The sequence below is a fragment of the Acinetobacter pittii ANC 4050 genome, assembly GCF_000399685.1.
Lineage (GTDB): Bacteria > Pseudomonadota > Gammaproteobacteria > Pseudomonadales > Moraxellaceae > Acinetobacter > Acinetobacter pittii_E.
The window spans coordinates 2,739,309-2,764,555 of record NZ_KB976987.1 but is presented as its reverse complement, the minus strand read 5'-3'; the positions used below and the strand labels follow the sequence as shown (position 1 = coordinate 2,764,555).

Below are 25,247 nucleotides of genomic sequence, written 5' to 3'. Positions count from 1 at the left end.
TATTGATCTTTATTTTTAACAATAAAAAGTTGTCATTACATAAACATCTTAAAGAGCCATTATTTTATTACTTAAGCAGGATAAAGACTCCACAAAAACACATTAGGCTACCTGCATATGAAGACTGGAGTAAATCTAATGAAAAAAATGATGATGATTGTTAGTGTTGGCCTGATGTCAACAACTTTATTCGTTGGTTGCCAAAATGCTAGTCCAGAAAGTAAACGTATTGGTTCGGCAGCGATTGGTGGCGGTGCAGGCGGTGCAGTAGGAAAACATGTAGGCGGTAATATTGGTGCTGGCTTGGGAGCGGCACTCGGCGCAGGTGTTGCAGCTAATGCAAAAGGATCTAGCAGTAAAACAGTACGTAACAGTGCAATTGGTGCAGGTTTAGGCGCTGTTTTAGGTGGAGCTATCATCGGCGGTGATACTGGCGCAGCGGCTGGAGGAGCACTTGGTGGTAGTGCAGGCGCGGCTTATGAAGAGAAGAAAGGAAAATACTAAAAGTATCCTTAATAAGATTTAAATCAAAGAAGCCTTTATATGAATAGAGGCTTCTTTTTATAATTAAAATTTAGGTTAATACGTAAAAAGGAAGAGTTTTACAAAATCTCAATCGATTAGGACAGACGAATAACACAATCTGATCAAATTCCACATAAAAGAGGATTATTCTTTTCATTAGGACAAATAGTAGTGAGTACGGTCATGAAAAAAACAATTGGATTAGTTTCTGCTTTAATGTTGTCTACACTTATGTTCACAGGCTGTCAAAATATGAGCCCATCTGACCAGCGTATTGGTGCAGCGGCAGCAGGTGGAGCACTTGGTGGTGGTTTAGGTAACCATGTTGGTGGCGGTATTGGTGCAGGCTTAGGTGCAGCAGTCGGTGCAGGCGTAGGTTCTAACACCCAAGGTGGTAGTAAACAAACAGCTACCAAGAGTGCAATTGGTGCTGGTATTGGTTCTGTTGTAGGTAAAGCATTGATTGGCGGTGACTCTGGTGCTGCTATTGGTGGTGCAATCGGTGGTGGTGCTGGTGCAGCAATTGAAGAGAAAAAATAAAAGGTTTGCAGATTTATAAAATAAGCGCTAATAAGCGCTTATTTTTATTGAGAGAAAGGCTTAGCTTTTTTACGTCTGATATAAAGTGTTTTTTGAACCTCTGCAATTCGTACCCCGGATTCATCAAAAATATTTAGATGATAAGTTCTTAAAACAGGGGCGTAGTTTTCGGCAAGCTCACGAATTTGTTCAATTTCGGCTAAATCTACTCGAATATCTGCATGTACAGTACTGCGACCAGGCGAAAGAAAATTAATTTCAGCAGCTTTATCCCAAACAATATACTTTGATCCGAGATGATGCATAAGAATCATCATATAAAATGGGTCAACCATTGAATACAGACTTCCACCAAAATGTGTACCGACTAAATTTTGGTTTTTCCAAGTCAGCGGCATCTTTACACGCACATGGCAAAGTTCTAAATTCATGATTTCAATATAAATCCCCGCACCACGATAAGGGGGATAGTGATTAAATAGAAATTTTGAAATCGTAGGATTGTTCTGAAGTCTTCTTAAAATAGCCATAATAGTCAATTTTTTTTATTGCAACAGTATTCATACTAGATAAGTATCATCTTTTTTATATTGATGGCAATGCTCTATCCGACTAACGACATGATCGATTGAAAAACAAGATAGGAAATGATTATGCAGCCAAAAGTTCATACAGTAACAACAAGTGATCAACAAACGCTTTGTGCCAAAACATGGGGTGATGAAAAAAATACTCCTTTGGTTTTAGTACATGGCTATCCAGACAATCAAGAAGTATGGGAATCAATCATTGAGCATTTGATCAATGACTTCTACATTGTTACTTACGATGTGCGTGGAGCAGGTTTGTCATCTATACCAAAACGTATACGTGATTACCGTTTAGAACGTTTATCTTTAGATCTTCAAGAAGTTGTTGATGAGTTATTGCCAAATCGTCAATTCCATATGGCTGCGCATGATTGGGGTTCAATTCAGTCTTGGGAATCTGCAACCGAGCCTAAGTTTAAAGGTCGTTTATTATCATACACCACCATTTCTGGGCCATGTCTTGATCATGCGGCTTTATTTTTACGTGATAAAGTTAAGTCTTCACCAGCTCAAATCTTAAAAATATTAAGCAAATCTTGGTATATCGGCGCATTTCATCTTCCGTTAATAGCACCAACAGTATGGTCTCTTTTTAGCCCAGAAAAATGGGGGAAAATTCTTACTCAATTAGAAAGAAAAAGTAATTTACCTTTAAATAATAATATTAATGCTGATGGAAAATATGGCATTAATTTATATCGTGCCAATTTTATTCCTCGCTTAACTGGCCCACGTCAACGTTATGCACAATGTCCAGTAAAAGCGGTTATTCTAAAATATGATACTTTTGTGAGTCCTGAATACATTACTGAGGCTATGCCAAAGTGGGTTGAAAAATTTGAATATGTAGAGCTTAACGCAAATCACTGGGCGATTCTGAGTGAGCCAGAGAAAATAGCAACTCATATTCGTGAGTTTATTAAAGCTCAAGCTTAACAGTGAAATAACTGCATAAAACTGTTAATTCGGCGATATTTTCGGCTTCATAGAAATGAATCTGCTAGAATATCGCCTTTTGTTTTGCTCTGAACTTATTCATGAATGCTGTCGTTATTGCGATTGCAGTGATGTTCCTATTATCACTGGCGCGCGTCTCTGTCGTACTGACTTTAGTGGTTTCTGCCATTGTGGGCGGCCTCGTAGCAGGTTTAAGCCTTTCTCAAACCGTTGAAGCTTTTAACGCTGGTCTTGGCGATGGTGCTGAAGTTGCACTTGCCTATGCGGTGTTAGGGGCATTCGCTCTAGCACTTTCAAAATCTGGATTACCTGATTTACTTGCTCATAAGCTGATTGGTTTATTGGGAATGGAGGCTGGGAAAAGCCGTCAGACCAAAGTGAAATATCTACTCTTAGGTATTTTATTAATTTCTGCTATTTTCTCTCAAAACCTTATTCCGGTTCATATTGCTTTTATTCCAGTATTGGTGCCGCCACTATTAAAAGTAATGAACCATCTAAAATTAGACCGTCGAGCAGCAGCTTGCGTACTTACGCTAGGTTTAGTCGGGACTTATATTTTTCTTCCGGTTGGTTTTGGTGCAATTTTCCTTGAACAGATTTTGATGGGAAATATCAACAAGATTGGTGCGGCGTATGGCTTACATGTTGATCGAGCAATGATGCCAATTGGCATGGCTATTCCTGTTTTAGGGATGGTTTTAGGCACCTTGGTTGCGGTATTTATTAGCTACCGTAAACCAAGAATTTATGCAGATCGTAATATCACGCCTGTGACCACGATCGATTTAGATAAACCTCTTCGTGCAAATACAGAAGTTCAAACAGCTGACTTAAAAGCAGATGCTGAGGAGTTAAAGCATGAGGCAGAGCAAGCCCCGGTTATTGCAAAGAAAACAATCTTGATGGCATTGCTCGCAATTGGCTTAACGCTCGCTGCGCAGCTGTATTCAGGTTCGATGATTTTAGGTGGTTTAGTCGGTTTTGCTGTTCTATCTACTGCCGGAATTTTCAAATGGCAAGATGCTGATGATGTCTTTGTACAAGGCATGCGTATGATGGCTTTAGTAGGTTTCATCATGATTTCTGCTGCCGGCTTCGCCTCGGTCATGACCCATACTGGTGATATTAATCAGTTAGTAAATGGTGTAGTTGAGATTATTGGAGATAATCGTGCACTTGCTGCTTTCTTAATGCTTTGTATTGGTCTATTTGTCACAATTGGTATTGGTTCATCTTTCTCAAGTGTTCCTGTATTAGCTGTTATTTATGTGCCTTTATGTGTGCAGTTTGGTTTCTCACCATTAGCAACGATTGCACTTATTGGTACGGCAGCAGCATTAGGTGATGCTGGATCGCCAGCCTCTGATTCAACCTTAGGGCCAACAGCTGGTTTAGGGGTAGATGGGCAACATGATCATATTTGGGATACAGTTGTACCTACCTTTATTCACTTTAATATTCCGCTATTAATTTTTGGCTGGATCGCTGCAATGGTTTTATAAAGTTTTTATAAAATATTAAAGTGTAAACCTTCTTAATCATAATCTTTAGATTTCAATTAAGAAGGTTTTTTGTTGTCTAAATAAAATATGTATTTAAAATAAATTATATTAAAATACTCGGAATTAAAAAGTTTATTAAAATAGTTGGTAATATAAAATAATCTTGATTAATAAGGTTGGAATAAAAACCTATTAAAATGGTTGGGTAATATATAATTTTATTTAAAACAGTTATTTAAAAATAAATAATAAAATAATTTTATAATGAGTATTGCATGGTTTTAAAATAAATGTTTATTATAAATATAAATAAGGTTGGAGATATTAAAGTGTTCAAAAAAGCTTTGGTTATTGCATTAATGGGGATGTCTTCTTTTACTTTTGCTGGTAACTGGCAAGTGAAATTTGGTGGTAGTGTTATTGCTCCATCAGAAGATACAACAACACCTTTAGGCGTGGTAAAAGCAGATCATGAATATGCATTTACACCATCAGTAGAATACTTCTTTGGCCAATCTCCATTTTCGGCAGAATTATTATTAGCAACACCAGTTAACCATGATGTATTGCTAGATGGCAAAAATGCAGCACGTATTAAACAGTTACCACCAACAATTACTGCGAAATATCATTTTAAAAACTCGACTCGTTTCACACCGTATATTGGTATTGGCGCTACAGCATTTATTCCTTGGGATGAAGAAGGGGCAGCAGTAAAAGTTAAAGAAGATTTTGGTTTGGCAGGACAAGTTGGTTTTAATTTCCAACCTGCTGATGCGAAAAACTGGGGTGTATTTGTAGATGTACGTTATGCTGATATTAGTCCTGAAGTAACAATTGATCCATCAATTGCTAACTACAAGTTTGATCTAGATATTAATCCTTTTGTTTACACACTAGGTTATAGCTATAAATTCTAAGCATAATAATAAATAGAAAAATATAATAATAAACCTAGACTCAGGCACCTCACATATATTTTATGTGAGGTTTTTTTATGCACTTTATTTGCACTAAAAAAGCATAAAACAGACAGTTTTATACATATTTACTGCAAGTTTTTTTCTAAACTAATTTCTATTCATTACAAACATGGGAAGAAAAACATGAATAACAAATTAGCGATTTGTTTCGCACTTCTGAGCGGTATTGTTTTTACACAAAGTTCACAAGCTGCGAGTTTTTCGTGTAATGCTGCAAAAACGAAAACGGAAAAAAGTATCTGTAAAAATCGGTCTTTAAATGATGCTGATGTAAAAATGGCAACAACGTATCAAATTGTCCTGCATGCTTTACCGATGGGTGGTCGTGATAGTCAGAAAGATGCTCAATACCAATGGTTGAAAAAGCGAAATGCTTGTGCGGCTAGCGTAAGTTGTATTAGCAATGCTTATCAACAACGCCAAAAACAGTTAGACACGATATTGCAAGATAGAGTGTTAAGCCACGGTCCATTTTAATTAGAGTAAAAATTTTTAATATTCAGGATTGAAAAATTCTAGAAGTACTCCATTCATAAAGCATTCGAGAACAAACAGCTTCAAAATTTAAGGAGTGATTTATGAGTGAACAAGCATCACAAAATTATAGTTTCCAAGCAGAAGTTGCACAGCTTTTACATTTAGTGACGCATTCTCTCTATTCTAACCCTGAGATTTTCTTACGTGAGCTTATCTCTAATGCATCAGATGCATGTGATAAGTTGCGTTTTGAAGGAATTAATCATCCTGAATATTATGAAAATGATCCAGACTTGCATGTACGAATCAGCTTAAATAAAGAAGATAAGACCTTAACAATTTCTGATAACGGTATTGGTTTAAGCCAACAAGAAGCAATTGATAACTTAGGTACGATTGCGAAGTCAGGTACTAAAGATTTCATGTCAAAATTGACGGGCGATCAAAAAGCAGATGCTCAATTGATTGGTCAATTTGGTGTTGGTTTTTATTCAGGTTTTATTGTTGCCGATAAAATTACGGTTGAATCACGCCGTGCGGGTCTAGATGCATCTGAAGGGGTGCGCTGGATTAGTGGCGGTACAGGTGAGTTTGAAGTTCAGCAAATTGATAAGGCTTCACGTGGTACCGACATTATTCTTCACTTACGTGATGACGCGCTTGACTATCTAGAGTCTTATAAAGTTAAGCAGATCGTTAATAAATACTCTGACCACATTAGCTTGCCAATTGAAATGCAAAAAGAAGTTTGGCAGGAAGAAGAGGTTGCTGAAGGGGAAGAGCCTAAAGGCGGCCAAATGGTCAAAACTGACGAGTGGGAAGCAATTAACTCGGCAAGTGCATTATGGACACGTAACAAGAGTGAAGTCACGGAAGAGCAATATGTTGAGTTCTATAAAAACTTAACGCATGACTTTGAAGCACCACTGGCTTGGGCACATAACCGTGTTGAAGGTAGTACTGAATATACGCAATTACTTTATATTCCAAGTAAAGCACCACATGACATTTTTACACGAGAAGCAAAAGCGGGAATTAAGCTATATGTAAAACGTGTCTTTATTATGGATGATGCGGATAATTTAATTCCAAACTATTTACGCTTTGTTCAAGGTGTTGTGGATAGTGCGGATTTACCGCTTAATGTTAGCCGTGAGTTGTTGCAAGAAAGCCGTGATGTCAAAACAATTCGTGAAGGTAATGCGCGCCGTGTATTAACTTTGCTTGATGGTTTAGCTAAATCAGAAGATGAAAAAGACCAAGAAAAATTCAAGACCTTCTACAGTGAGTTTGGCTCAGTAATTAAAGAAGGCTTGGGTGAAGACTTTGGTAACCGCGAACGTATTTTAAAATTATTACGTTATGCAACATCGACAAATGATGAAGTGACGACTTCTTTTGCCGATTATAAGGCACGCATGAAAGAGGGCCAAAAAGCCATCTATTATGTGACTGCTGATAGCTTAGCGGCAGCGAAAAACTCACCACAGCTTGAGTTGTTCAAGAAAAAAGGCATTGAAGTATTATTAATGGCAGAGCGTGTTGACGAGTGGGCAATGAATTTTGTTCATGAGTTTGACGGTACGCCATTAAAGAATGTATCTAAAGGCGCGGTTGATTTAGGCGACTTGCAAGATGCTGAAGAGAAAAAAGCACTTGAGGAAGCAGCTGAACAGTTTAAGCCTGTTGTTGAGAAATTAAGTGACTCATTGAAGGCTAAAACTAAAGAAGTACGTGTAACTACGCGTCTAGTTGATTCTCCTGCGTGTTTAGTAACGAGCGAAGGTGAGTTATCTCCTCAACTCATCCGTATGCTGAAACAAGCAGGGCAAGCGGTGCCGGAAATTAAACCGATTTTAGAAATTAACCCTGAGCATCCTTTAGTGAAGAAACTTGATGGGTCAGAGCAATTTGATGATTTGGCAAACGTGATTTTCGATCAGGCTGTCATTGCTGAAGGTGGTTTACCAGAAGACCCTGCTGCTTATGTAAAACGTATTAATAGCTTATTGCTGAAGTAATTTAGCTTAAAAAAAAGCCTTTGAATGTTCAGGGGCTTTTTTGTGGATAAAGAAAGAGTTATCCACAACTTGATGATATTTGGCTAAAAATTAGCTTCTAGATTCATTTGGACACTAAGCTGATGCTTAGAGTCATCATCAAGATGGTTAAAAAAATTAAGATCATTTTGCATAAAAATCCAATCTCTCCATATTGGTTGTCGCCATGAAATGTAGGGACCCCAACTATTGAGTCGGATATCATTTTTCGTGTAGATGCCACCGCTATACACACCGTAAGTCAGACTATTATCTTTTACAAATTCAAATTGCTGGAAAGTCCAGTTACCCCAGTTGTAATCTTCATTTTCACTCTTATTCACATTAAATTTGTTAGCAAAAAGGGTATTGTCTTGCATTTTCTGCGTTAAGTTTAGGGTAGTTTCAGAGTAATTTCGGCTAGTAGAGCCGTAACGAAAGATCTGTTCTGTATCAATGCTAATGTTATGTCTCAAATTCCATTTCTTCTTTGCTAAAAATTGTACGTAGATATCACTATCTGAATTTGAGCCTAAATCAAGGTCATTTTCAAAAGGCATCCAAGTTGAAATGGTGGCCCAGCTAGCACTCAATGGATTTGTGACCGAAACCTGGGTTGATGAGTTCTTCTTCTTTCTTTTACCCAAAGCTTTATAAGTTTGTTCAGGCTGAGTCGCACGTTTCCATAACGTATCATTTCCGAATACAGCCATAAGCTCTTGAATTAAAGGAGCCTCAGATAAGCTATTGTTTGGCTCTACTTCACAAGGAGAGTGTGAAAGTGATTGCCGTTTTACTTGAGCGAAACTTGTAGAAGAATAGGGGTAACGCCGTGACCTTTTATGTTTTAGAGAGTGATAAAAAAATTGAGAATGGGGAAGTAAAGCCAATACACCCAAACTATAAATACAAATGAAGATAGTCGATCTATTTTGAAATGAAAAAGAAGAAAATTGATTCATTTTTAAAGAGAAGGAATCAAAAATAAAAATTAGAACAGTACTTTAGAAGGCTAAGCTTAAAATTTTATTTAAAAGTATTTTATGATTCATCACCTTGGATGAGGTTCCAAGGTGACGTTGGCTAGCTTAAAAAAGTGCTTCTAAGCGTAAGAAGGTGCTGACAAAATGATTGCGATCTTCGCGGTGGTCATTAAAGTAATTTACATCGCCTTGTACAAAGAACCATTCACGTAAAACGGGTTGACGCCATGAAACAAACGGCCCCCAACTGTTTAAACGTAAGTCATTGTCGTTGTAATAACCGCTTGTATAAATACCATAGTTAAAACGGTTATTTGCAAAGAAACTGTGCTCACGGAAAGTTCTGTTTTCCCAAGCTAAATCATCGTCTTGATCATCAGCATAAGTTAAGCTGAACTGATTTGATAAAAACGGTTGATTCGGTCTGGCATGTGTAAGTTCAAGATTGGTACGTAAATAGTTTTCGCTGTCTATTCCATAACGATAAATTTGCTCAGCATAGAACTTAAAATCATTACGGAGTTGCCAATCTCTCGATGCTTTTAAACGAACATAAATATCGTCCCCAGAACGGATACCTAAGTCTGCATCGGTTTCAAAAGGCAGTTTTTTAGAGAAATTTGACCAACGTAAAGCAATCGAGCTGTTGTCATCTCGAGTTCGTTTACCATCTAATTTTTTGTTTGGATCTTGATTCGGGTTCTGATTAATATTGGCAGGACTGTTATTAAATTCATCATCTAAAGAGTCATCACCAAATACTACACTTAGACGTTTTTCTAGTGTAGGGAGCTTAATCTTACCGCGAATTCTGGGCTTAATTTCAAAGTTGTCGTATTCATTCCAATAGTTGTCGACCATTACCCGAATGGTTGCTGTTGCTGGTTTTTGTGGATCGACGTCGCCAAACCAATCATCAATTTTTTCAGAAGTACGATCGGCCCAATTACGAATTTTCTTTTGTTTACGGTCAACCCAAGTTTGATCTTCTGTTTGTTCGGTAGGTGGAACAATAGGTTGATTAGACTGCTCTGGAAAAATGGTTGGAGTTGCGTCCACCCAACGCGGTATTTTATCTAATACATTTTCATCTGTAGAGGCTTCGGTTTGTACTCCAGCTGATGTACTCTCTACTTGTTGGTTTACAGAAGAAGAGGTGGTCTCTGCATGAGTGATGCATACTGAACCAAATCCAATTGTTAAAAGTGCAAAAAGCTGCCGGTACGGCATTACATGAAATGTTTTCATATCTATCTTTATGTTTTGTTGTTGTTTCCACTTTTGTTGATTTTTCTAATAAAATCAAGAGGGCGACACAAAAGTTAAGTAAATTTAACTTTTTTTACATATTTGAAATAAAGGAAAAAGTTTAAGCTATTAGCCATTATTTTTAACCAAAAAAAATCCCCCATTACTGGAGGATGATAGATCAAGGAAACTTCAAATTCCGATCATTAAACACATAAAAAACAGAACATTACAGCGCGAATATTCTAAGCGGCAATAATAAACTGATTTTTGGCAATTGGGTAGTTCTTTTTTTAGAACGCTCTATTGCTAAAATGATGACAAAACATACGATTTGATCACATTTTTAAATGTGTTCATTTATTTCTGTGGAATATCACATGATTCATCAGTACAAACAGCTGCATCATCTTGCTCAACTTCTTCAGTATCTGCCTTGATTTGCGCTTTTTCTAAGACTTGTAAAAAGACTTCACGAGGTTGAGCGCCAGCAAGAGCAATTCTTTGATCAAATACAAAAAATGGTACACCAGTTACATTGAGTTGTTCACGTGCAATTTTTTCATCATGGCGGACAAAGTCAGATAGTTCGTTGGTATCTAGTACGTATTCAACTTCGGCATTATCAAGGCCAATACGTGATGCAATTTCTTCTACAACTTCACGCTCGCCAATTGCGAGGCCTTCAGTCATATAAGCATGAAAAAACGCTTCTTTAGCTTCATTACCTAAACCTTTGCTTTGAGCAAGGTGAATAATGCGGTGTGCATTGAAACTATTGCCTGAGTTCGCCTTTTGCCATTGGAAATCAATACCTTCAGAGGCAGCCATGGCCGCAATATTGCGCTCCATTTCTTCCATCTCTTCATAAGTACGGCCATATTTTTTAGCTAAGCGCTCAGTATTCGAAGTGTCATGTTTTGCTGGCGCATCAGGATCCAATTCAAAACTATGCCAGTGGATTTCAAGATCAATACCGGCTTCAGCAGCTACATGTTCAAGACGTTTTTTGCCGATATAACAGAAAGGGCAAACTACATCAGACCAGACATCAACACGCATGGGAGAATCTCATAAATTTTAATTACCCATCATAATAGGGATGATGGAACAGGATTTAAAGCTTTGAGTAGCGAATACAGTGTTGCGTATTGTGAAATAAATGGCATATAAAGAAGAATAAGCTCTATTTTATAACTATAAAGAGCAAAACTATAAGAATGGAAATAGGAGGTGTGTATGCGCCGAGTTTTGATTGCGATTGCAAGTCTGATTGTTATCACAAGTATTATTTTTTTCACCTATCAACATATCAAACAGCAGCAGGCCAAAGACAGTAGTCAAATGTTTGATGTCGTCATGACTGAAAAAATGAATCAGCTTTATGAACAAGCGCAAGATTGGTCTAAACCTGTCCAGCTCGATATTCATGATAAACGTTTGGCAGGACACTATAAGCAAATTTCAGAATTTCTATTAAGTTATTGGATTCAAAATATTAATGCACGAAATGCATATTTAAGAGAACTCAAAGCAGCCAAATGGGACACTTTTTTAAATGTGGACCGGTTAGATCTTGATAAAAAGCAAAAATTTGTAGAAACCGAAAAGATGCTAGCTGATGTTCGTACAGCTTCGAATCAGTATCAAACTGAATATGAAAAAATTCATAAAACTTTCTTAGCAAAGGTTCAAGAATTATCTGTTGATGCAGAGATGAGGCAACTGCTCGAAATGAAATTGGGAACTCAGCAAAAAGCAGATCAAGACCATGCAATTTTTATGATTGAACTACAAATTTTGGATAAAGCGGAACAAATGTTTAAGCTTCTAAAAAATTATGAGTGGCAAAAGAAAGATCAGATGATTCTTTTTCATGAAAATGCTCAGGTCAAAAAGTTTAATGGGCTTTATCAAGACGTTCTGAAGCTGAATGCAAAAATTGAAAAAATTAAGAAAAGGAATGTAGCTTCACTCGAAGGAGATTTAAAAGAATAAGCAGAGTATGAGCATTAAGAATTATAGTTTGGTGCTCTCGGCTTTTCCCTTGGTTAAAAAAGATTGTAATAAACTTTGAGAAGTTTGTAGTTTGTTTAACTGCTCAGATACGTGCATGAGTTCAGTTTGTAGTTTTTCTTGAACCACTGAACACAGTGTAAATACACGTTCATCTAAATCAAAACAAGGTAGCAAGACCTGAATATCTTTTAAGTGCATGCCTGCATCATTTAATATTTTAATTTTATTAATGTTTTCAATATCTTTTTGCGTGTAGCTTCGATAGTTATTGCTCGCTCGATAAGGCTTTATAAGCCCTAAACTCTCGTAATAACGCAGCATTCGAGGGCTTACTTTTGTGAGCTCTGAAACTTTAGCTAAGTTCATAAAATGGGGTTGACCTTAACAGTGGTGTCATAGTTTAGCATGTTTTTATCTTTCAAAATGGTACTTGTTCCATGATGAGAAAACTCATTTTACTGGTGTTATTCGGATTAATGTCATTTGTTGCAAATGCCAAAACACTTGAACTTCAGGAGAAGAACATGCGTCAAATATTTGTGCTTCACGGTTACTCTGCTTCTATCGATGATCATTGGTTTCTAGATTTAAAACATCAAATAGAAGATGAACATACGACTGTCACTCTAATTCCATTTCCAGATTCTGAGAACCCTGATGTAGAGGCATGGCAGAAAGTTTTAGATCAACAGATCCCGAGTGTGGATGAAAATACCTATTTTGTTGCGCACAGTTTAGGGGTAATTACGTTACTGCACTTTTTGCAAAGACATGAGTATCAAAATATTGGAGGAATGATTTTAGTATCCGGATTCTCTGGTTTCATTTCAGATTCTTCTGTACTTAATAGTTATATAACGAAGAGTAAAGTCGATACAAATGACTTTAAGGGCATAAAGAAAAAGCTGGTGTATTTGTCCGATAATGATGATTTAGTTCCGCCAAAACTGACGATTGAATTGGCGAAAGAAATTGATGCGCCGTACATTACCGTTCCTAATGGCGGACATTTTTTAGGTAGAGAAGGTTATACGAAATTTCCGCAATTAGTTGATTCTTTAAAAGAGATGTTAGAGAGCCAATAAAATTTATAAGATAAATCGCACTCTATAATCTGAACACTTTTGTTCAAGTTGTAGAGTGTTTTATTAGAATACGGTTTTAATAAATAGAAGAACCCTACTATTACATTAAAAAATTTAATTATATTTACCGTTTATCTGAGCATTACTGAATCAAATTCGACTTTGTTGTAGCCTATTTATAGATACTTTTAATTTAATCATCATCTTTTAGTTGAAATAGGGTGAGTGATTTTTGGAGCAAGTTATGAACTTTCTAAAACAATCAGCCTTCATTGCTGCATTTGCTTTTATGGGTTTACCGACTGTTCAAGCAGAAGAAGTGGCTACTTTACCAACAATTCGCGTTATGGCTGAATCTGAGCTACGTGAAGAGGTGGGCTTTGTACCTTTCCAAGAAGATAAAAAAGTGCGTCAGGCGCTACAACATCATGAGTATAAAACGCATTACGATATACAAAATGCTTTAGTCCCTGAAGGCATGACTACGGTAGATTATCAGCCAGTTATGGCACAACCTGATTTGTCTCAGTTTTCTCCGTTCTTAAAAGAATATATTTTGGCGGTAGCGGGTGGAATACAGTCTTCTGATCCAACCAACGGTGTTTTCGAAATGTTAAGACCATTGGGCATTAATCGAAGTAATGTCGACGCTTATCGTGATGGTACGATGAAAGTGAATATTGATGACATTATAGATTTACAGAAGAAAATCGAAAATGGATTAGCTGGTCGATAAAAAAATCCCCGCACTGAGCGGGGATTTTTTTATCTTGGTGTTAATTAAACACGTTCGATCACTGTTGCAATACCTTGACCAAGGCCGATACACATGGTCGCAAGACCGATTTGAGTATCTTGTTGTTCCATTACGTTTAACAACGTAGTGGTGATACGTGCACCAGAACAGCCTAGTGGGTGACCCAAAGCAATCGCACCACCATTTAAGTTCACGATGTCTTGTTTGTCATAAAGACCTAAGCCTTTAAGAACAGACAAACCTTGTGCAGCAAATGCTTCATTTAACTCAACAGTCTGGATATCGGCAATTGATAAGCCAGCACGTTTAAGCGCTTTTTGAGTTGCTGGAACTGGACCGTAACCCATGATTGCTGCATCACAGCCTGCAACCGCCATAGAGCGGATCACGGCACGTGGTTTTAAACCTAATGCTTGTGCGCGTTCAGCAGACATAAGTAACATAGCAGAAGCACCATCAGATAAAGCTGAAGATGTAGCAGCAGTTACAGTACCGCCTTTAGGGTCAAATACAGGACGTAATGCTTTGAATGCTTCAAGGTTTGCATCTGGACGAATTACTTCGTCGATGTCACAAAGGATTTTAAAGCCATTTGCATCATGGCCTTCAACACCAACGATTTCGTTTTTGAAACGACCTTCTTGAGTTGCAGCCCAAGCACGGCGGTGAGATTCAACACCAAAAGCGTCTTGTTCTTCACGGCTAATGCCATTCATGCGACCTAACATTTCAGCAGTTAAGCCCATCATGTTAGATGCTTTGGCATAGTGTTTAGATGCTTCTGGGTTTAAGTCGATGCCGTGCATCATACCTACGTGACCCATGTGCTCTACACCACCAATAATGAAGATATCACCTTGGTTTGTTGCGATCTGTGCAGCAGCAGTATGAAGCGCTTGCATAGAAGAACCACAAAGACGGTTTACCGTTTGACCAGCAACAGTTTTTGGTAAGTCAGCCAATAAGCCAATGTTACGGCCAATATTCATACCTTGTTCTAGGGTCTGGTTTACACAGCCCCAGATCAGGTCTTCAACTTCGTTTACATCAAACTGGTTACGAGCAACGAGTGCACGAACCAATTCAGCAGATAAGCTGTCAGCACGTACATTACGGAACATACCGTTTTTGGTTTTACCCATTGCAGAACGTACGCCATCAACGATGACAACGTCACGTGGATTTAAAGTAGCCATTCACGTTGCTCCTTAACCGTAGAATTTTTTGTTGTTAGCAGCCATGTCACGCAACATTTGTGGCGCTTCATAAGCCTTACCTAAGTGTGCATATTTGTCGCAAAGTGCAACGTATTCAGCAACACCAGTCTGGTCGATATAACGACATGGACCACCACGGAATGGAGGGAAACCTACACCCATAATCATTGCCATGTCTGCTTCAGCAGCAGTAGCAACGATGTTGTCTTCTAAGCAACGAACTGTTTCGTTACAGAAAGCAAGCATCATGCGGTCAATGATTTCTTGGTTATCAAACTCGCGTTTTTCACCAGTAACGAAAGGAGCAATGATTTCATATGCTGTTGGATCAACAGTTTTTGCTTTCTTGCCTTTCTTATCGAGTTCGTATTTGTAGAAACCAACGTCATTCTTTTGACCAAGACGTTTAGCTTCGTACATTGCTTGGATTGAACCTTTGTAGTCTGGCTTCATACGGTCTGGGAAACCTTCAGCCATGACTTCTGCACCATGTACACCCGTGTCGATACCTACAACGTCGATGAGGTAAGCAGGACCCATTGGCCAGCCAAACTTAGACATTACATTGTCAACTTGCTGGAAGTCTGCACCGTCTTTTACAAGAAGGTCGAACGCACCAAAGTAAGGGAACAATACACGGTTAACCAAGAATCCTGGGCAGTCGTTTACAACGATCGGTGTTTTACCCATTTTTTGAGCAAGAACAACTGTAGTTGCAATCGCTTCTTCAGAAGTCTTTTCACCACGAATGACTTCTACAAGCGGCATCATGTGAACTGGGTTGAAGAAGTGCATACCAACGAAGTTTTCAGGACGTTGTAATGCTTTTGCTAAACGCGTGATTGAAATCGTAGAAGTATTAGAAGCAATAATCGTATTTTCACGAACATTCTTCTCAGTATCCGCAAGTACCATTTCTTTAACTTTTGGATTTTCTGTAACTGCTTCGATCACGATATCAACTTCTTTAAACTCATCGTAGCTTAAAGTAGGACGGATACGTGCAAGCGTTTCACCCATTTGCGCAGGTTTCATTTTCTTGCGTTCAACTTGTTTAGTTAACAAGCTGTTCGCTTCTTTCATACCTAGAGCAAGTTGTGGGTTACCAATATCTTTCATGATAATCGGTGTGCCTTTACTTGCTGCTTGGTAAGCAATACCGCCACCCATGATACCAGCGCCGAGTACGGCTGCTTGGTTTACAGGGTGAGCACCTTTTTCATGTTTTTTAGCAGTTTTCTTAACCACTTGGTCATTGAGGAATAAACCGATCAATGCACCAGCTTGTGGAGTAATAGCAGCTTTTGCAAAGCCTTCAGCTTCAGCTTTTAACGCTTCATCACGCGCAAGGCTTGCACCTGCTTGTAATGAATCAAGTAATAATTTTGGAGCAGGGTATTGAGCAGGATTTGCTTTAGCAAGTACTGCACCTTTTGCAGTATTGAACGCCATCATTTGTTCAAGCGGGTTCAATTTTACCGCTTCAAGCTTTTCTTGACGTTTTGCTTTCCAGTTTAAACGACCAGAAATTGCTTGCTTAACCAAGTCAGTCGCAGCTTCAAGTAGTTTATCAGCAGCTACAACCGCATCTACAGCACCATCTTTTAGAGCAGCAGCCGGTTTTTTAGGAGCAGCCATCGCCATCCATTCAACCGCGTTGTCAATACCGATCAAACGGCTTAAACGTACGCTACCGCCGAAACCTGGGTAGATACCAAGTTTAATCTCCGGTAAGCCCACTTGTGCAGCTTCTGACATCACACGATAGTCACAAACTAAACACATTTCAAAACCACCGCCTAACGCCATACCGTTAATAGCAGCAACTTTTGGAATTTCTAAATCTTCAAAGCTATTGAAGATTTCGTGAACAGGCATAAGCCAGTCAACAATCGCTTTTTCGCCTTGTGCGAAGTTTTCACCAAATTCGGTAATGTCTGCCCCAACAATAAATGTTGATTTGCCCGAGGTAACAACTAAGCCTTTAATATCATTATTTGCTTTTACCGCAGCAATAGCAGCTTGGAAATCTTCAATTGTTGCACGGTTAAATTTATTGACCGACTCACCTTGTAAGTCAAAGCGGAATTCTGCAATTCCGTCCGAAAGCATTTGGACGGTAATGGCATTGCCAGCGTGGATCATGCCTGATCTCCTTAGTTTTGGAGGACTTCTAAGTTGATGTTATGAAGCGTGTGCACATCTTAGGTACACATTTATGCTTCGCTAATCTTACGATAACTATATCTAAAAAAAACCTGACAAGTTGTATCAAGCCGTGACGCAAGGGTCATCTTATTTATTATTCAATTCATCTATATGAAATGCATAAAAGAAATCATAAAGATAGCTAATAACGAAAGACATTTGTTTTAATTTAACTTTTTCTTTATAAAGCATTGGAATTATCAATTTTTTATATAAAAACGAATAAGTTTTAAAAGTTAATTTTTTGTCAAAAATGTCAATTGTTAGTGGGATCATCTGTAAATAACAGTAATAATAGTAATAAATTTTAACTTCCTTAAATTTATGGAAAAATACACTATATTTAAAATTTTTATTACAACAGCGCTGTCTATTATTTGACTTAATTTTTTTACATTCGCTTTTTCTAAGTCAATTTTGTTAAAATTTGCGCCAATTAAATAAACTTCCGGTTTCTCTCTCCTTAAATATAAGGTGAAGTTGCCCCTAATCTTTTGAAAGAGTAGCAATATGATTAAGTGGATCATATTAGCGATTTTTGTGATATCAGCATTGTATATCCAACATCGCGGCAAAGTGCGTCACTCGTTTTATCGTCAATTTTTTGACCATTCAACCTTGCTCGCACCGATTAACTTTTTAATGTACATCTTTTCAAAGGTGCCGAATCAACCTTATATCGACACACAGCATTTTAAAGATTTAAAAGTGCTGGATGAAAATTGGGAAATGATTCGTGATGAAGCGAAAGCTTTATACGACCAAGGTGGGATTAAAGCCTCAAGTACTTACAATGACTTAGGTTTTAACTCGTTCTTTAAAACAGGTTGGAAGCGTTTTTACCTTAAATGGTACGAATCGAGTCATCCGTCTGCTGCTGAGCTTTGCCCAAAAACCACAGCACTTCTGAAAACATTGCCGACGATTAAAGCAGCAATGTTTACTGAACTTGCACCTGACAGTCGTTTGGTAAGACACCGCGACCCATATGCAGGTTCACTACGTTATCACTTGGGTTTAATTACACCAAATGACGATCGTTGTTTTATTGATGTCGATGGTGAAAGATACTCTTGGCGTGATGGTCAAAGTGTCGTGTTTGATGAAACTTATATTCACTATGCTGAAAATAAGACCGATCAAAACCGCATTATTTTCTTTGCAGACGTTGAACGTCCAATGAAAGTGAAATGGATGGAACGTTTCAACCATTGGTTTGGTCGCAAAGTCATGACTGCGGCAAGTTCACCGAATGAGACAGGTGACCAAACAGGCGGTTTAAATAAAGCTTTTGGTTATGTCTATCAAATTCGTATTAAAGCCAAGGCTTTAAAAGCTAAAAACCGTAAGTTGTATTACTTCTTGAAATGGTTCTTGATGCTTGGAATTTTCTTCCTGATTTTTGTTCGACCATACGTATTTTAATTAAAGCGCCCGAAAGGGCGTTTTTTATTTTGAGCTAAAATAGCTTGTTATAAGGAATAGATTATTAATAAAATGATTAGTCAATAAGTTTACCATTTTTGAAAACTTGAATAAGACTTCCTTGCCAACTATAGATGACAACACGATCTATCTCTGATTCAATTATTAAATATCCTTTTTCTATATCGCCTTCAACAATAATCTCTACTTCAGAATTTGATTCAATATTATATTCTTCTGCCCAAGGTTCTAGTATTGATTTGATTTTCTCGTTTTTTGAGTTTTTATAAATAATTTTTTGTTTTAATCTCATAACTATATCTCCCTCGTTATAATTCCTTATATATCATTGTGAGCTGTTTCTTTCTGTTATTTGGGTAAGGAATTCATCTTGTAGATCTCCATTTAAAATTATTGTCTTCTCATTTTCTGTATATGTCAGTGTAAAGTCACCAGAGATCTGATTTAAACTCACAGGACCATCAATAATCCCTAAAATCGTACTTGTACTATCAATAGTAGTCTGTTTAATAATTTTAAATAAGGTTTCCTTATCTTTTTGAGATAAAGATTGATAAAAAGTGAGAGCATCAAACCAGTAGGGATCTTTTTTAATTTTATTATCGATTAAGGTAGATGAATAAATCTGTTGATAAGTATCGATATATTCATCTGAAACAGTATTTATAAGTTCTTTGACAAATTCTTTATTATTCATAGAAATTAACCTTTATTAAATTTTGTGACTCATTTCACAGTGCTGGCAATTTGTTACAACTATTAAAAGCCAATAAGCAATTTTGATTCTACAATGGCGCGGTTTTTTCGAAGACTGGTTAGCGGAAGTAGGTTTTAAAATGGCTCATGCTCATCACGCAGCTCATGCATATGTTCACTATATCAAAGTGAGAAAAGAGAACAGTTCTCAAGGTGATTTAAAAACTAAAGCGATGTTAAGCAAAGCAGCTTCGAAGCCTGAAAAATCTAAACGATCTAAAAGCAAAAATCATAAATCTGAAGATCAAAATATTAATTTGCATAAGTTCTCAAGTAAGCTTGAAAGTATATCTGCCAATCATAGTAAAGAGAAATGCGCCAAAAATATTCGTATTGCTCTACAAGCAGCGGGCGCAGATGTGTCTAAGCATCCTGTAGCTGCTTCCGACTGGGGACATACGCTTGAGAAGAACGGTTATAAGAAAATTAAACCTGCTTTTAATCGTCCTCAAGAAGGCGATATTTATATTATTGAGCGAACAAGTGGCCACACATATGGTCATATTGCGGGTTATACAGGGAATGGTTGGTTCTCAGATTTTCGTCAAAAAACCTATGCGGTCTATAAAGAAAAAGACGTGAAATATAGCTACTATCGTCTCGATTCTTAAGCAAGTACGACACAGACTGTCGGGTCATATCCAAAACCGTTTCCAAATTTATGTTCTGGCACAGTAAAGCACTTGAAAAGTAGAAGTGAAAACATCACATTAGGTATTCAGTATTAAGCCATGCATGCCAATAGTGAATCAAAACGCTCGTCCCCATATTGAAAAAATTTTAGCCAACTTGACCCAACTTCCAGGTGTTTACAAAATGCTAGGGAAGGAGGGTGAATTGTTATATGTCGGCAAAGCAAAAAACCTAAAAAATCGGGTGTCGAGTTATTTTGTTAAAAAGATTGAGCATCCTAAAACGCAAGCTTTAGTTGCACGAATTTATGATATTGAAACTTTGGTTACTCGTTCAGAAACTGAAGCTTTACTCCTAGAACAAAACTTAATTAAACAACATCGCCCGCCGTATAACATTATGCTGCGGGACGATAAGTCATATGTCTATATTTTTGTATCGGCCGATAAGCCTTATCCTCGGCTTGCTAGTGGTCGCGGCAAAGGGAAGCACCAAATTGGTAAGTTTTTTGGGCCTTATCCAAGTGCTTATAGTGCACGTGATACATTACTGGTTTTGCAAAAACTTTTTAATGTACGTCAGTGTGAAAATAGCTATTTCTCACAGCGCAAGCGCCCATGTTTGCAATACCAGATCAAGCGGTGTTCAGCTCCTTGTGTAGGTCTGATTTCGCCCGAAGATTATAAAGAAGACGTTAATAATAGTATTCGCTTTTTGCAAGGTGATACCAAAGAGCTTAATCAAGAGCTCATTGCCAAAATGGAACAAGCGGCGGCTGAGCTCGAATTTGAAAAAGCTGTTTTTTACCGTGATCGTTTATCTTTATTACGTGAAGTGCAAGCGCAACAAGCCGTATTTAAGGTCAAAGGCGAAGCAGATATTCTGGCAATTGCATATCAAGCAGGCGTGACATGCGTGCAAATTATGTATGTACGTAATGGGCGAATGCTAGGGGGGAAAAGTTATTTCCCTGACATGCTGGGTGATGATCTTGGGCAAATGCTGAGTGACTTTATAGCGAACTTTTACTTTCAGGTTGCAGATGAAGTACCTAATGAGCTCATCGTAAATATTGCTTTGCCTGACTGTAAAGAATTAGAAGAAGCACTGGCGCAGCAGTTTGGGAAAAAAGTTCAGATTAAGAGTAATGTTCGAGAAACTCGTGCTGAGTGGCTAGAGTTAGCTGAAATGAACGTTCAACATGCCATTAAAGGGCAGTTGAGTAATCATTTAGAACTTAATGAACGTTTCCATCAGTTAGAGCAAGTGGTGGGGAGACCTGTCGATCGTATTGAATGTTTTGATATTAGTCACACCATGGGTGAAGCTCCAATTGCGTCATGTGTCGTGTTTGATCAAGGCGGCGCACGTAAGCGTGACTACCGCCAATTTGCGATTCAAGATATTACAGCAGGCGATGACTATGCTGCTATGCGACAAGCTTTAACACGCCGTTATAAAAAGGCCATATTGCCTGATTTGCTGTTGATTGATGGTGGTAAAGGTCAACTCCATATGGCAATGGAAGTTATGCAAGAGCTTGGACTAGATGCTTTTATGGTCGGTGTATCCAAAGGTGAAGGGCGTAAACCTGGACTTGAAACTTTACATTTTACTGATGGCACCAAAATCCAGTTACCGGAAGACCATAAGGCATTGCATTTAATTCAACAGGTGCGTGATGAGGCCCATCGTTTTGCGATTACTAAACATCGTGCTAAACGTGATAAACGCCGTAGTACCTCAGTTTTGGAAGCAATTCCAGGATTAGGACCAAAGCGTCGTCGAGATTTATTAACTCATTTTGGTGGGATTCAAGGTGTTTTAAAAGCATCTGAAAAAGAGCTCACTCTTGTGCCCGGTTTTGGTGAGATGATGGCGAGAACGATTTATAAAATTCTGCATGAATAAAGATACGTTTCTATGCTGAGTGACCAAATAGTTGGTATATAAGTAGAAGAATGACCATTCACATTCCCTTTAAAATGATGAAAGATGTTTCATCAAGAGTCAGAGTGCTTTAGGGAAGTGAATGTCATTACTGCAATTATTTGAAGAAATAAAACAAAAGGAATGGATTGAAATACCTGAAGGGTGGTTACAAGGGCGAACCGTTTTTGGTGGTCTTGTCGCTGGATTACTCATGCAAAAAGCCTGCTGCAATATTCAAGATCCAAATAAAAGATTATTAAGCTGTAGTATTACTTTTGTGGGGCCTGTACAGCAGGGGCCTGCTCAATTGACTATTGAAATTTTAAGGGAAGGAAAGTCGGTCACTACGCTTGAAACTCGTTTATGGCAAGATGGGGCGGTACAAACCATTTTGGTGGCAAGCTTTGGTGTACCTCGTGCATCGACTATTAATGTGCGGCAAGAACCTAGAGTTCCAGTTTATGCACCACCAGAAGATTTACAACCTATTCCTTTTGCTAGACAAATGCCAGAATGCTATCAACATTTTGATGTATGCTGGGCAGAAGGTCACTATCCTGTTACAGGAAGTCAGTATGCTGACTTTGGAGGATGGTCAAGGTTCTCTCCTGAGAAGCACGAAAATCGTCAAATGACCTTGCCAGATTTAATTGTTTTGATGGATATTTGGCCACCTGGTGTATTGCCGATGTTTAAGCAAGTTGCTCCTGCAAGTTCTTTAACTTGGCACATTACCTATGTCCATCCGTTCCAACATCAATTGTATGACTGGTTTAAATATAAAGTGGTAACTGAATATGCAGGTGAAGGTTATTCCACAGAAGCTGCCCATCTTTGGGACCAAAATGATCATTTAATTGCAATTTTACGGCAAACTGTTACGGTATTTACTTGAGCAGTCCACTTCCTCGATTCATATATTTCGTATAAAGTGGCTGTTACAGATAGATACAATATTGAAGAAAGTATTTTTGTCTGTTACAAGATGCTTGAAGACTTAATTGGCGGTGTTTATGACCACAGGGCGAATCCTGAATATCCCAAATATCCTAACGTTGGCGCGTATCGCGCTTATTCCTGTATTTTTGGTGATTGCGTATTGGCCGCCTGCAATGGGTATTGGTGAGCACGAAGGAAGTATGAGTCGTCATATTATCTTGACGGCTATTTTTGTGTTTGCTGCTATTACCGATTGGTTTGATGGCTATTTGGCACGAACTTTAAACCAGACTTCAGCATTTGGCCGTTTCTTAGATCCAGTTGCAGATAAGCTCATGGTGGCGGCTGCACTGATTGTTTTAGTACAGTGGAACCCAACCATTTCAATGGCTTTTGCAGCAATTGTGATTATTTCGCGAGAAATTACAGTTTCTGCTTTACGTGAATGGATGGCTGAACTGGGTGCACGCACCAGTGTGGCAGTATCGACTGTAGGTAAATATAAAACAGCCTTTCAGATGATTGCCATTAGTGTGTTCTTGCTCAATTGGGAACCTTTAGAAATGCTTGCCTATGCTTTGTTATATACAGCGGTCATTTTAACTTTATGGTCTATGTTTATTTATCTCAAAGCAGCTTGGCCTTATTTAAAGCAACCTTAAGTGCATATTGAATGATGAAGCCTTTCTACAATGAAAGGCTTTTTTATTTTTGAAGAGTGCAAGAATCGGGTCGTCACAAGACTTTGGCTACTTTAATGTAAGATATAAGTGCTAAGGAGGTGACACATGCAAATGCTTTCTTCTCGGCAATTTGCTGTAATTGCCACTGTAATTGAATATTTATATGAACATCTGGACCAGCAACCCAGTCTGGACGATGTTGCGAGTCATATGAATTTAAGTTCAGGTTATATCCAACGTCAGTTTCAGGAATGGGTAGGGATCAGCCCTAAAAAATTCGTTCAATATATGAGTTTGCAGCAGGCCAAATATTATCTGTTGCAACAACGGAGTTTATTAGAAACTGCGTTAAATACGGGTTTATCTGGTACTGGTCGTTTACATGATCTGTTTATTCAGCTTGAAGGGATGACACCCGGTGAGTATAAACAGCAGGGCGAAGGCGTTATTCTTAATTATTCGGTTGAGACAAGCCCATTTGGTGAGTTGTTGGTGGTCAGTAGTGAAAAAGGCATATGTTCTATTCGATTTATCGAAACTCACGAGAATATTGAAAATCTCATTCAACAGTCTTTTCCGAAAGCTCAATTAAAAAATCAGTCACCGATTTGGCATCAACAAATTGCAAAGTGGTTTGAACAGGATTTTTCAGAACACTTACAGCAAAAACTTCCACTTAATTTGGCTGGAACCCCATTTCAGCTACAAGTATGGGAAGCTTTGCTCACCATTCCAGAAGGGCAACTTCGGACTTACCAAGATATTGCAGAGCAAATTGGCAAGCCTAAAGCAGTTAGAGCCGTTGCTACCGCAATTGGACAAAATCCGATTGCATATTTGATTCCTTGCCATCGAGTGATCCGCGCAACAGGAATGGTCGGAGAATATCATTGGCAAAAGGGGCGTAAATTGGCATTGTTAGCTTGGGAGATGTCAAAGCAACATGGAGAGACCGTATGACCTTGGATTTATTTTCTCCAGAGCCTTGCGAGAATTTATTACCCTACGATGGTGAAGTTCAGGATTATGGGTGTATTTTAAGCCCTGAAGAAGCTGAACAATATTTTCACTATCTTTATCAACACCTCGCGTGGAAACATGACGAGGCTAAGTTGTATGGCAAGCACTTTATTACAGCTCGAAAAGTTGCATGGTATGGAGATGATTATTATCAATATAAATATTCGGGTGTCGCACGTGATTCCTTGCCGTGGGACAAAGCACTTGCCAAACTAAAACAACAAGTAGAGCAAATACTTTCAGAAAAATTTAATTCTTGTTTGGCAAATCTTTATGAAGATGGGACTCAAGGAATGGCTTGGCATAGTGATTCAGATGTGTCTTTGGCAAGAACAACCACAATCGCCTCTTTAAGCTTTGGTGCTACCCGTAAATTTTCTTTTAGACATATTCAAAGTAAAGAGAAAGTTGAATTGTGGCTACAGTCAGGCCAACTCATTGTGATGCGTGGTGAGACTCAACAATATTGGCAACACCGTTTAAATCGCTCAACAAAGATTTTACAACCGCGTATTAACCTTACTTTTCGGCAATTTCAGTTTTTATAGCCTTCCTTAAAAAGCGGGCAAGAAAAAAGCCCATGATGGCAGCATGAGCTTATTCCTCTGAGGGGGATGCTTCTATTGATGAGCTGCTGATGAAAAGAATCACCAATAAGAGCTAAAATCATAATATGAGAATATTGTGATATATTCAATGTTTTAA

At 38.2% G+C, this 25,247-nt stretch carries 27 protein-coding genes; 17 read left to right on the top strand and 10 right to left on the bottom strand.

Going from position 1 to position 25,247, the window contains the following annotated elements:
• Positions 1 to 138 precede the first annotated feature (138 nt).
• Positions 139 to 504 carry a hypothetical protein gene (locus tag F931_RS16740; protein WP_016142414.1) on the top strand — a complete coding sequence of 122 codons (366 nt, stop codon included), beginning with the start codon at positions 139 to 141 and terminating at the stop codon, positions 502 to 504.
• Between the two features lie 204 nt (positions 505 to 708).
• Entirely contained in the window at positions 709 to 1,065 is a 357-nt protein-coding gene (locus tag F931_RS16735) for a hypothetical protein (RefSeq protein WP_016142413.1), read from the top strand.
• 44 nt (positions 1,066 to 1,109) lie between these two features.
• Here the strand turns inward: F931_RS16735 and F931_RS16730 are convergent, their stop codons facing one another.
• Positions 1,110 to 1,595: a DUF4442 domain-containing protein gene (locus F931_RS16730; RefSeq protein ID WP_016142412.1), complete on the bottom strand. Its 486-nt coding sequence runs from the start codon at positions 1,593 to 1,595 to the stop codon at positions 1,110 to 1,112.
• A 117-nt stretch (positions 1,596 to 1,712) separates the two neighbouring features.
• On the opposite strand from F931_RS16730, the gene ephD reads away from it, so the two are divergent.
• From ephD to htpG, 5 genes are all read left to right on the top strand, one after another.
• Positions 1,713 to 2,591 carry an alpha/beta fold hydrolase gene (gene ephD / locus F931_RS16725; protein WP_080649522.1) on the top strand — a complete coding sequence of 293 codons (879 nt, stop codon included), beginning with the start codon at positions 1,713 to 1,715 and terminating at the stop codon, positions 2,589 to 2,591.
• A gap of 101 nt (positions 2,592 to 2,692) precedes the next feature.
• Positions 2,693 to 4,117, top strand: coding sequence for a Na+/H+ antiporter family protein (locus F931_RS16720; protein ID WP_016142410.1), 1,425 nt, complete (start codon positions 2,693 to 2,695; stop codon positions 4,115 to 4,117).
• 329 nt (positions 4,118 to 4,446) lie between these two features.
• Positions 4,447 to 5,037: an OmpW/AlkL family protein gene (locus F931_RS16715; protein ID WP_016142409.1), complete on the top strand. Its 591-nt coding sequence runs from the start codon at positions 4,447 to 4,449 to the stop codon at positions 5,035 to 5,037.
• A gap of 186 nt (positions 5,038 to 5,223) precedes the next feature.
• Entirely contained in the window at positions 5,224 to 5,577 is a 354-nt protein-coding gene (locus F931_RS16710) for a lysozyme inhibitor LprI family protein (RefSeq protein WP_016142408.1), read from the top strand.
• 101 nt (positions 5,578 to 5,678) lie between these two features.
• The gene (htpG, locus tag F931_RS16705; protein WP_016142407.1) at positions 5,679 to 7,598 is read left to right on the top strand and encodes a molecular chaperone HtpG; all 1,920 of its coding nucleotides are present in this window, start codon (positions 5,679 to 5,681) and stop codon (positions 7,596 to 7,598) included.
• A gap of 83 nt (positions 7,599 to 7,681) precedes the next feature.
• Here the strand turns inward: htpG and F931_RS16700 are convergent, their stop codons facing one another.
• The 3 genes from F931_RS16700 to dsb form a co-directional block, all read right to left on the bottom strand.
• Positions 7,682 to 8,578: a hypothetical protein gene (locus F931_RS16700; RefSeq protein ID WP_016142406.1), complete on the bottom strand. Its 897-nt coding sequence runs from the start codon at positions 8,576 to 8,578 to the stop codon at positions 7,682 to 7,684.
• Between the two features lie 126 nt (positions 8,579 to 8,704).
• Complete coding sequence (locus tag F931_RS16695) at positions 8,705 to 9,847, bottom strand: hypothetical protein (protein ID WP_016142405.1); 1,143 nt, start codon at positions 9,845 to 9,847, stop codon at positions 8,705 to 8,707.
• 360 nt (positions 9,848 to 10,207) lie between these two features.
• Positions 10,208 to 10,909, bottom strand: a complete 702-nt coding sequence (gene dsb, locus F931_RS16690; RefSeq protein ID WP_016142404.1) for a DsbA family oxidoreductase — start codon at positions 10,907 to 10,909, stop codon at positions 10,208 to 10,210.
• Positions 10,910 to 11,086: 177 nt separating this feature from the next.
• Between dsb and F931_RS16685 the strand changes: the two genes are divergently transcribed.
• Positions 11,087 to 11,845, top strand: a complete 759-nt coding sequence (locus F931_RS16685) for a hypothetical protein (protein WP_016142403.1) — start codon at positions 11,087 to 11,089, stop codon at positions 11,843 to 11,845.
• 21 nt (positions 11,846 to 11,866) lie between these two features.
• Here F931_RS16685 and hmrR read toward each other — a convergent pair whose 3' ends face one another.
• Positions 11,867 to 12,232: a MerR family transcriptional regulator gene (gene hmrR / locus F931_RS16680; protein ID WP_016142402.1), complete on the bottom strand. Its 366-nt coding sequence runs from the start codon at positions 12,230 to 12,232 to the stop codon at positions 11,867 to 11,869.
• A 71-nt stretch (positions 12,233 to 12,303) separates the two neighbouring features.
• Between hmrR and F931_RS16675 the strand changes: the two genes are divergently transcribed.
• Both F931_RS16675 and F931_RS16670 read left to right on the top strand, forming a co-directional pair.
• Positions 12,304 to 12,951 (top strand): RBBP9/YdeN family alpha/beta hydrolase, encoded by a 648-nt coding sequence (locus F931_RS16675; protein WP_080649521.1) that lies wholly within the window; start codon positions 12,304 to 12,306, stop codon positions 12,949 to 12,951.
• Positions 12,952 to 13,195: 244 nt separating this feature from the next.
• On the top strand, positions 13,196 to 13,687 hold the full coding sequence (locus F931_RS16670) for a hypothetical protein (protein ID WP_016142400.1): 492 nt from the start codon (positions 13,196 to 13,198) through the stop codon (positions 13,685 to 13,687).
• A gap of 44 nt (positions 13,688 to 13,731) precedes the next feature.
• Here F931_RS16670 and fadA read toward each other — a convergent pair whose 3' ends face one another.
• From fadA to F931_RS22230, 3 genes are all read right to left on the bottom strand, one after another.
• The gene (fadA, locus tag F931_RS16665) at positions 13,732 to 14,904 is read right to left on the bottom strand and encodes an acetyl-CoA C-acyltransferase FadA (RefSeq protein WP_016142399.1); all 1,173 of its coding nucleotides are present in this window, start codon (positions 14,902 to 14,904) and stop codon (positions 13,732 to 13,734) included.
• Between the two features lie 12 nt (positions 14,905 to 14,916).
• Complete coding sequence (gene fadB / locus F931_RS16660) at positions 14,917 to 17,070, bottom strand: fatty acid oxidation complex subunit alpha FadB (RefSeq protein ID WP_016142398.1); 2,154 nt, start codon at positions 17,068 to 17,070, stop codon at positions 14,917 to 14,919.
• Positions 17,071 to 17,220: 150 nt separating this feature from the next.
• Positions 17,221 to 17,337 (bottom strand): hypothetical protein, encoded by a 117-nt coding sequence (locus F931_RS22230; RefSeq protein WP_080649741.1) that lies wholly within the window; start codon positions 17,335 to 17,337, stop codon positions 17,221 to 17,223.
• Between the two features lie 306 nt (positions 17,338 to 17,643).
• On the opposite strand from F931_RS22230, the gene lpxO reads away from it, so the two are divergent.
• Positions 17,644 to 18,558, top strand: a complete 915-nt coding sequence (gene lpxO, locus F931_RS16650; protein ID WP_016142396.1) for a lipid A hydroxylase LpxO — start codon at positions 17,644 to 17,646, stop codon at positions 18,556 to 18,558.
• Between the two features lie 76 nt (positions 18,559 to 18,634).
• Here lpxO and F931_RS16645 read toward each other — a convergent pair whose 3' ends face one another.
• Positions 18,635 to 18,871 (bottom strand): hypothetical protein, encoded by a 237-nt coding sequence (locus tag F931_RS16645; protein ID WP_016142395.1) that lies wholly within the window; start codon positions 18,869 to 18,871, stop codon positions 18,635 to 18,637.
• A 33-nt stretch (positions 18,872 to 18,904) separates the two neighbouring features.
• A complete protein-coding gene (locus tag F931_RS16640) occupies positions 18,905 to 19,276 on the bottom strand; it encodes a hypothetical protein (RefSeq protein ID WP_016142394.1) in 372 nt (123 codons plus the stop codon).
• Positions 19,277 to 19,415: 139 nt separating this feature from the next.
• Here F931_RS16640 and F931_RS16635 point away from each other — a divergent pair, with 139 nt between their 5' ends.
• The 6 genes from F931_RS16635 (at position 19,416) to F931_RS16610 (ending at position 25,090) form a co-directional block, all read left to right on the top strand.
• Complete coding sequence (locus tag F931_RS16635) at positions 19,416 to 19,946, top strand: CHAP domain-containing protein (protein ID WP_016142393.1); 531 nt, start codon at positions 19,416 to 19,418, stop codon at positions 19,944 to 19,946.
• Positions 19,947 to 20,079: 133 nt separating this feature from the next.
• Complete coding sequence (gene uvrC, locus F931_RS16630; RefSeq protein ID WP_031945556.1) at positions 20,080 to 21,879, top strand: excinuclease ABC subunit UvrC; 1,800 nt, start codon at positions 20,080 to 20,082, stop codon at positions 21,877 to 21,879.
• A 121-nt stretch (positions 21,880 to 22,000) separates the two neighbouring features.
• The gene (locus F931_RS16625; protein WP_016142391.1) at positions 22,001 to 22,795 is read left to right on the top strand and encodes a thioesterase family protein; all 795 of its coding nucleotides are present in this window, start codon (positions 22,001 to 22,003) and stop codon (positions 22,793 to 22,795) included.
• 118 nt (positions 22,796 to 22,913) lie between these two features.
• The gene (pgsA, locus tag F931_RS16620; RefSeq protein WP_016142390.1) at positions 22,914 to 23,501 is read left to right on the top strand and encodes a CDP-diacylglycerol--glycerol-3-phosphate 3-phosphatidyltransferase; all 588 of its coding nucleotides are present in this window, start codon (positions 22,914 to 22,916) and stop codon (positions 23,499 to 23,501) included.
• A 126-nt stretch (positions 23,502 to 23,627) separates the two neighbouring features.
• Positions 23,628 to 24,482, top strand: coding sequence for a methylated-DNA--[protein]-cysteine S-methyltransferase (locus tag F931_RS16615; protein WP_016142389.1), 855 nt, complete (start codon positions 23,628 to 23,630; stop codon positions 24,480 to 24,482).
• Positions 24,479 to 25,090, top strand: a complete 612-nt coding sequence (locus F931_RS16610; RefSeq protein WP_016142388.1) for an alpha-ketoglutarate-dependent dioxygenase AlkB family protein — start codon at positions 24,479 to 24,481, stop codon at positions 25,088 to 25,090. Before F931_RS16615 ends, F931_RS16610 begins: the two co-directional genes overlap by 4 nt.
• The last annotated feature ends 157 nt before the right edge of the window (positions 25,091 to 25,247 follow it).

Coding starts and splice junctions, on each gene's coding strand:
- F931_RS16710 (WP_016142408.1), top strand. CDS start 5,224: ATGAATAACAAATTAGCGATTTGTTTCGCACTTCTGAGCGGTATTGTT.
- F931_RS16615 (WP_016142389.1), top strand. CDS start 23,628: ATGCAAATGCTTTCTTCTCGGCAATTTGCTGTAATTGCCACTGTAATT.
- F931_RS16740 (WP_016142414.1), top strand. CDS start 139: ATGAAAAAAATGATGATGATTGTTAGTGTTGGCCTGATGTCAACAACT.
- F931_RS16675 (WP_080649521.1), top strand. CDS start 12,304: ATGATGAGAAAACTCATTTTACTGGTGTTATTCGGATTAATGTCATTT.
- F931_RS16640 (WP_016142394.1), bottom strand. CDS start 19,276: ATGAATAATAAAGAATTTGTCAAAGAACTTATAAATACTGTTTCAGAT.
- F931_RS16625 (WP_016142391.1), top strand. CDS start 22,001: ATGTCATTACTGCAATTATTTGAAGAAATAAAACAAAAGGAATGGATT.
- F931_RS16730 (WP_016142412.1), bottom strand. CDS start 1,595: ATGGCTATTTTAAGAAGACTTCAGAACAATCCTACGATTTCAAAATTT.
- hmrR (WP_016142402.1), bottom strand. CDS start 12,232: ATGAACTTAGCTAAAGTTTCAGAGCTCACAAAAGTAAGCCCTCGAATG.
- F931_RS16670 (WP_016142400.1), top strand. CDS start 13,196: ATGAACTTTCTAAAACAATCAGCCTTCATTGCTGCATTTGCTTTTATG.
- ephD (WP_080649522.1), top strand. CDS start 1,713: ATGATTATGCAGCCAAAAGTTCATACAGTAACAACAAGTGATCAACAA.
- F931_RS16695 (WP_016142405.1), bottom strand. CDS start 9,847: ATGAAAACATTTCATGTAATGCCGTACCGGCAGCTTTTTGCACTTTTA.
- dsb (WP_016142404.1), bottom strand. CDS start 10,909: ATGCGTGTTGATGTCTGGTCTGATGTAGTTTGCCCTTTCTGTTATATC.
- htpG (WP_016142407.1), top strand. CDS start 5,679: ATGAGTGAACAAGCATCACAAAATTATAGTTTCCAAGCAGAAGTTGCA.
- F931_RS16685 (WP_016142403.1), top strand. CDS start 11,087: ATGCGCCGAGTTTTGATTGCGATTGCAAGTCTGATTGTTATCACAAGT.
- F931_RS16610 (WP_016142388.1), top strand. CDS start 24,479: ATGACCTTGGATTTATTTTCTCCAGAGCCTTGCGAGAATTTATTACCC.
- fadA (WP_016142399.1), bottom strand. CDS start 14,904: ATGGCTACTTTAAATCCACGTGACGTTGTCATCGTTGATGGCGTACGT.
- F931_RS16720 (WP_016142410.1), top strand. CDS start 2,693: ATGAATGCTGTCGTTATTGCGATTGCAGTGATGTTCCTATTATCACTG.
- F931_RS16735 (WP_016142413.1), top strand. CDS start 709: ATGAAAAAAACAATTGGATTAGTTTCTGCTTTAATGTTGTCTACACTT.
- fadB (WP_016142398.1), bottom strand. CDS start 17,070: ATGATCCACGCTGGCAATGCCATTACCGTCCAAATGCTTTCGGACGGA.
- lpxO (WP_016142396.1), top strand. CDS start 17,644: ATGATTAAGTGGATCATATTAGCGATTTTTGTGATATCAGCATTGTAT.
- F931_RS16645 (WP_016142395.1), bottom strand. CDS start 18,871: ATGAGATTAAAACAAAAAATTATTTATAAAAACTCAAAAAACGAGAAA.
- F931_RS16635 (WP_016142393.1), top strand. CDS start 19,416: ATGGCTCATGCTCATCACGCAGCTCATGCATATGTTCACTATATCAAA.
- pgsA (WP_016142390.1), top strand. CDS start 22,914: ATGACCACAGGGCGAATCCTGAATATCCCAAATATCCTAACGTTGGCG.
- F931_RS16700 (WP_016142406.1), bottom strand. CDS start 8,578: ATGAATCAATTTTCTTCTTTTTCATTTCAAAATAGATCGACTATCTTC.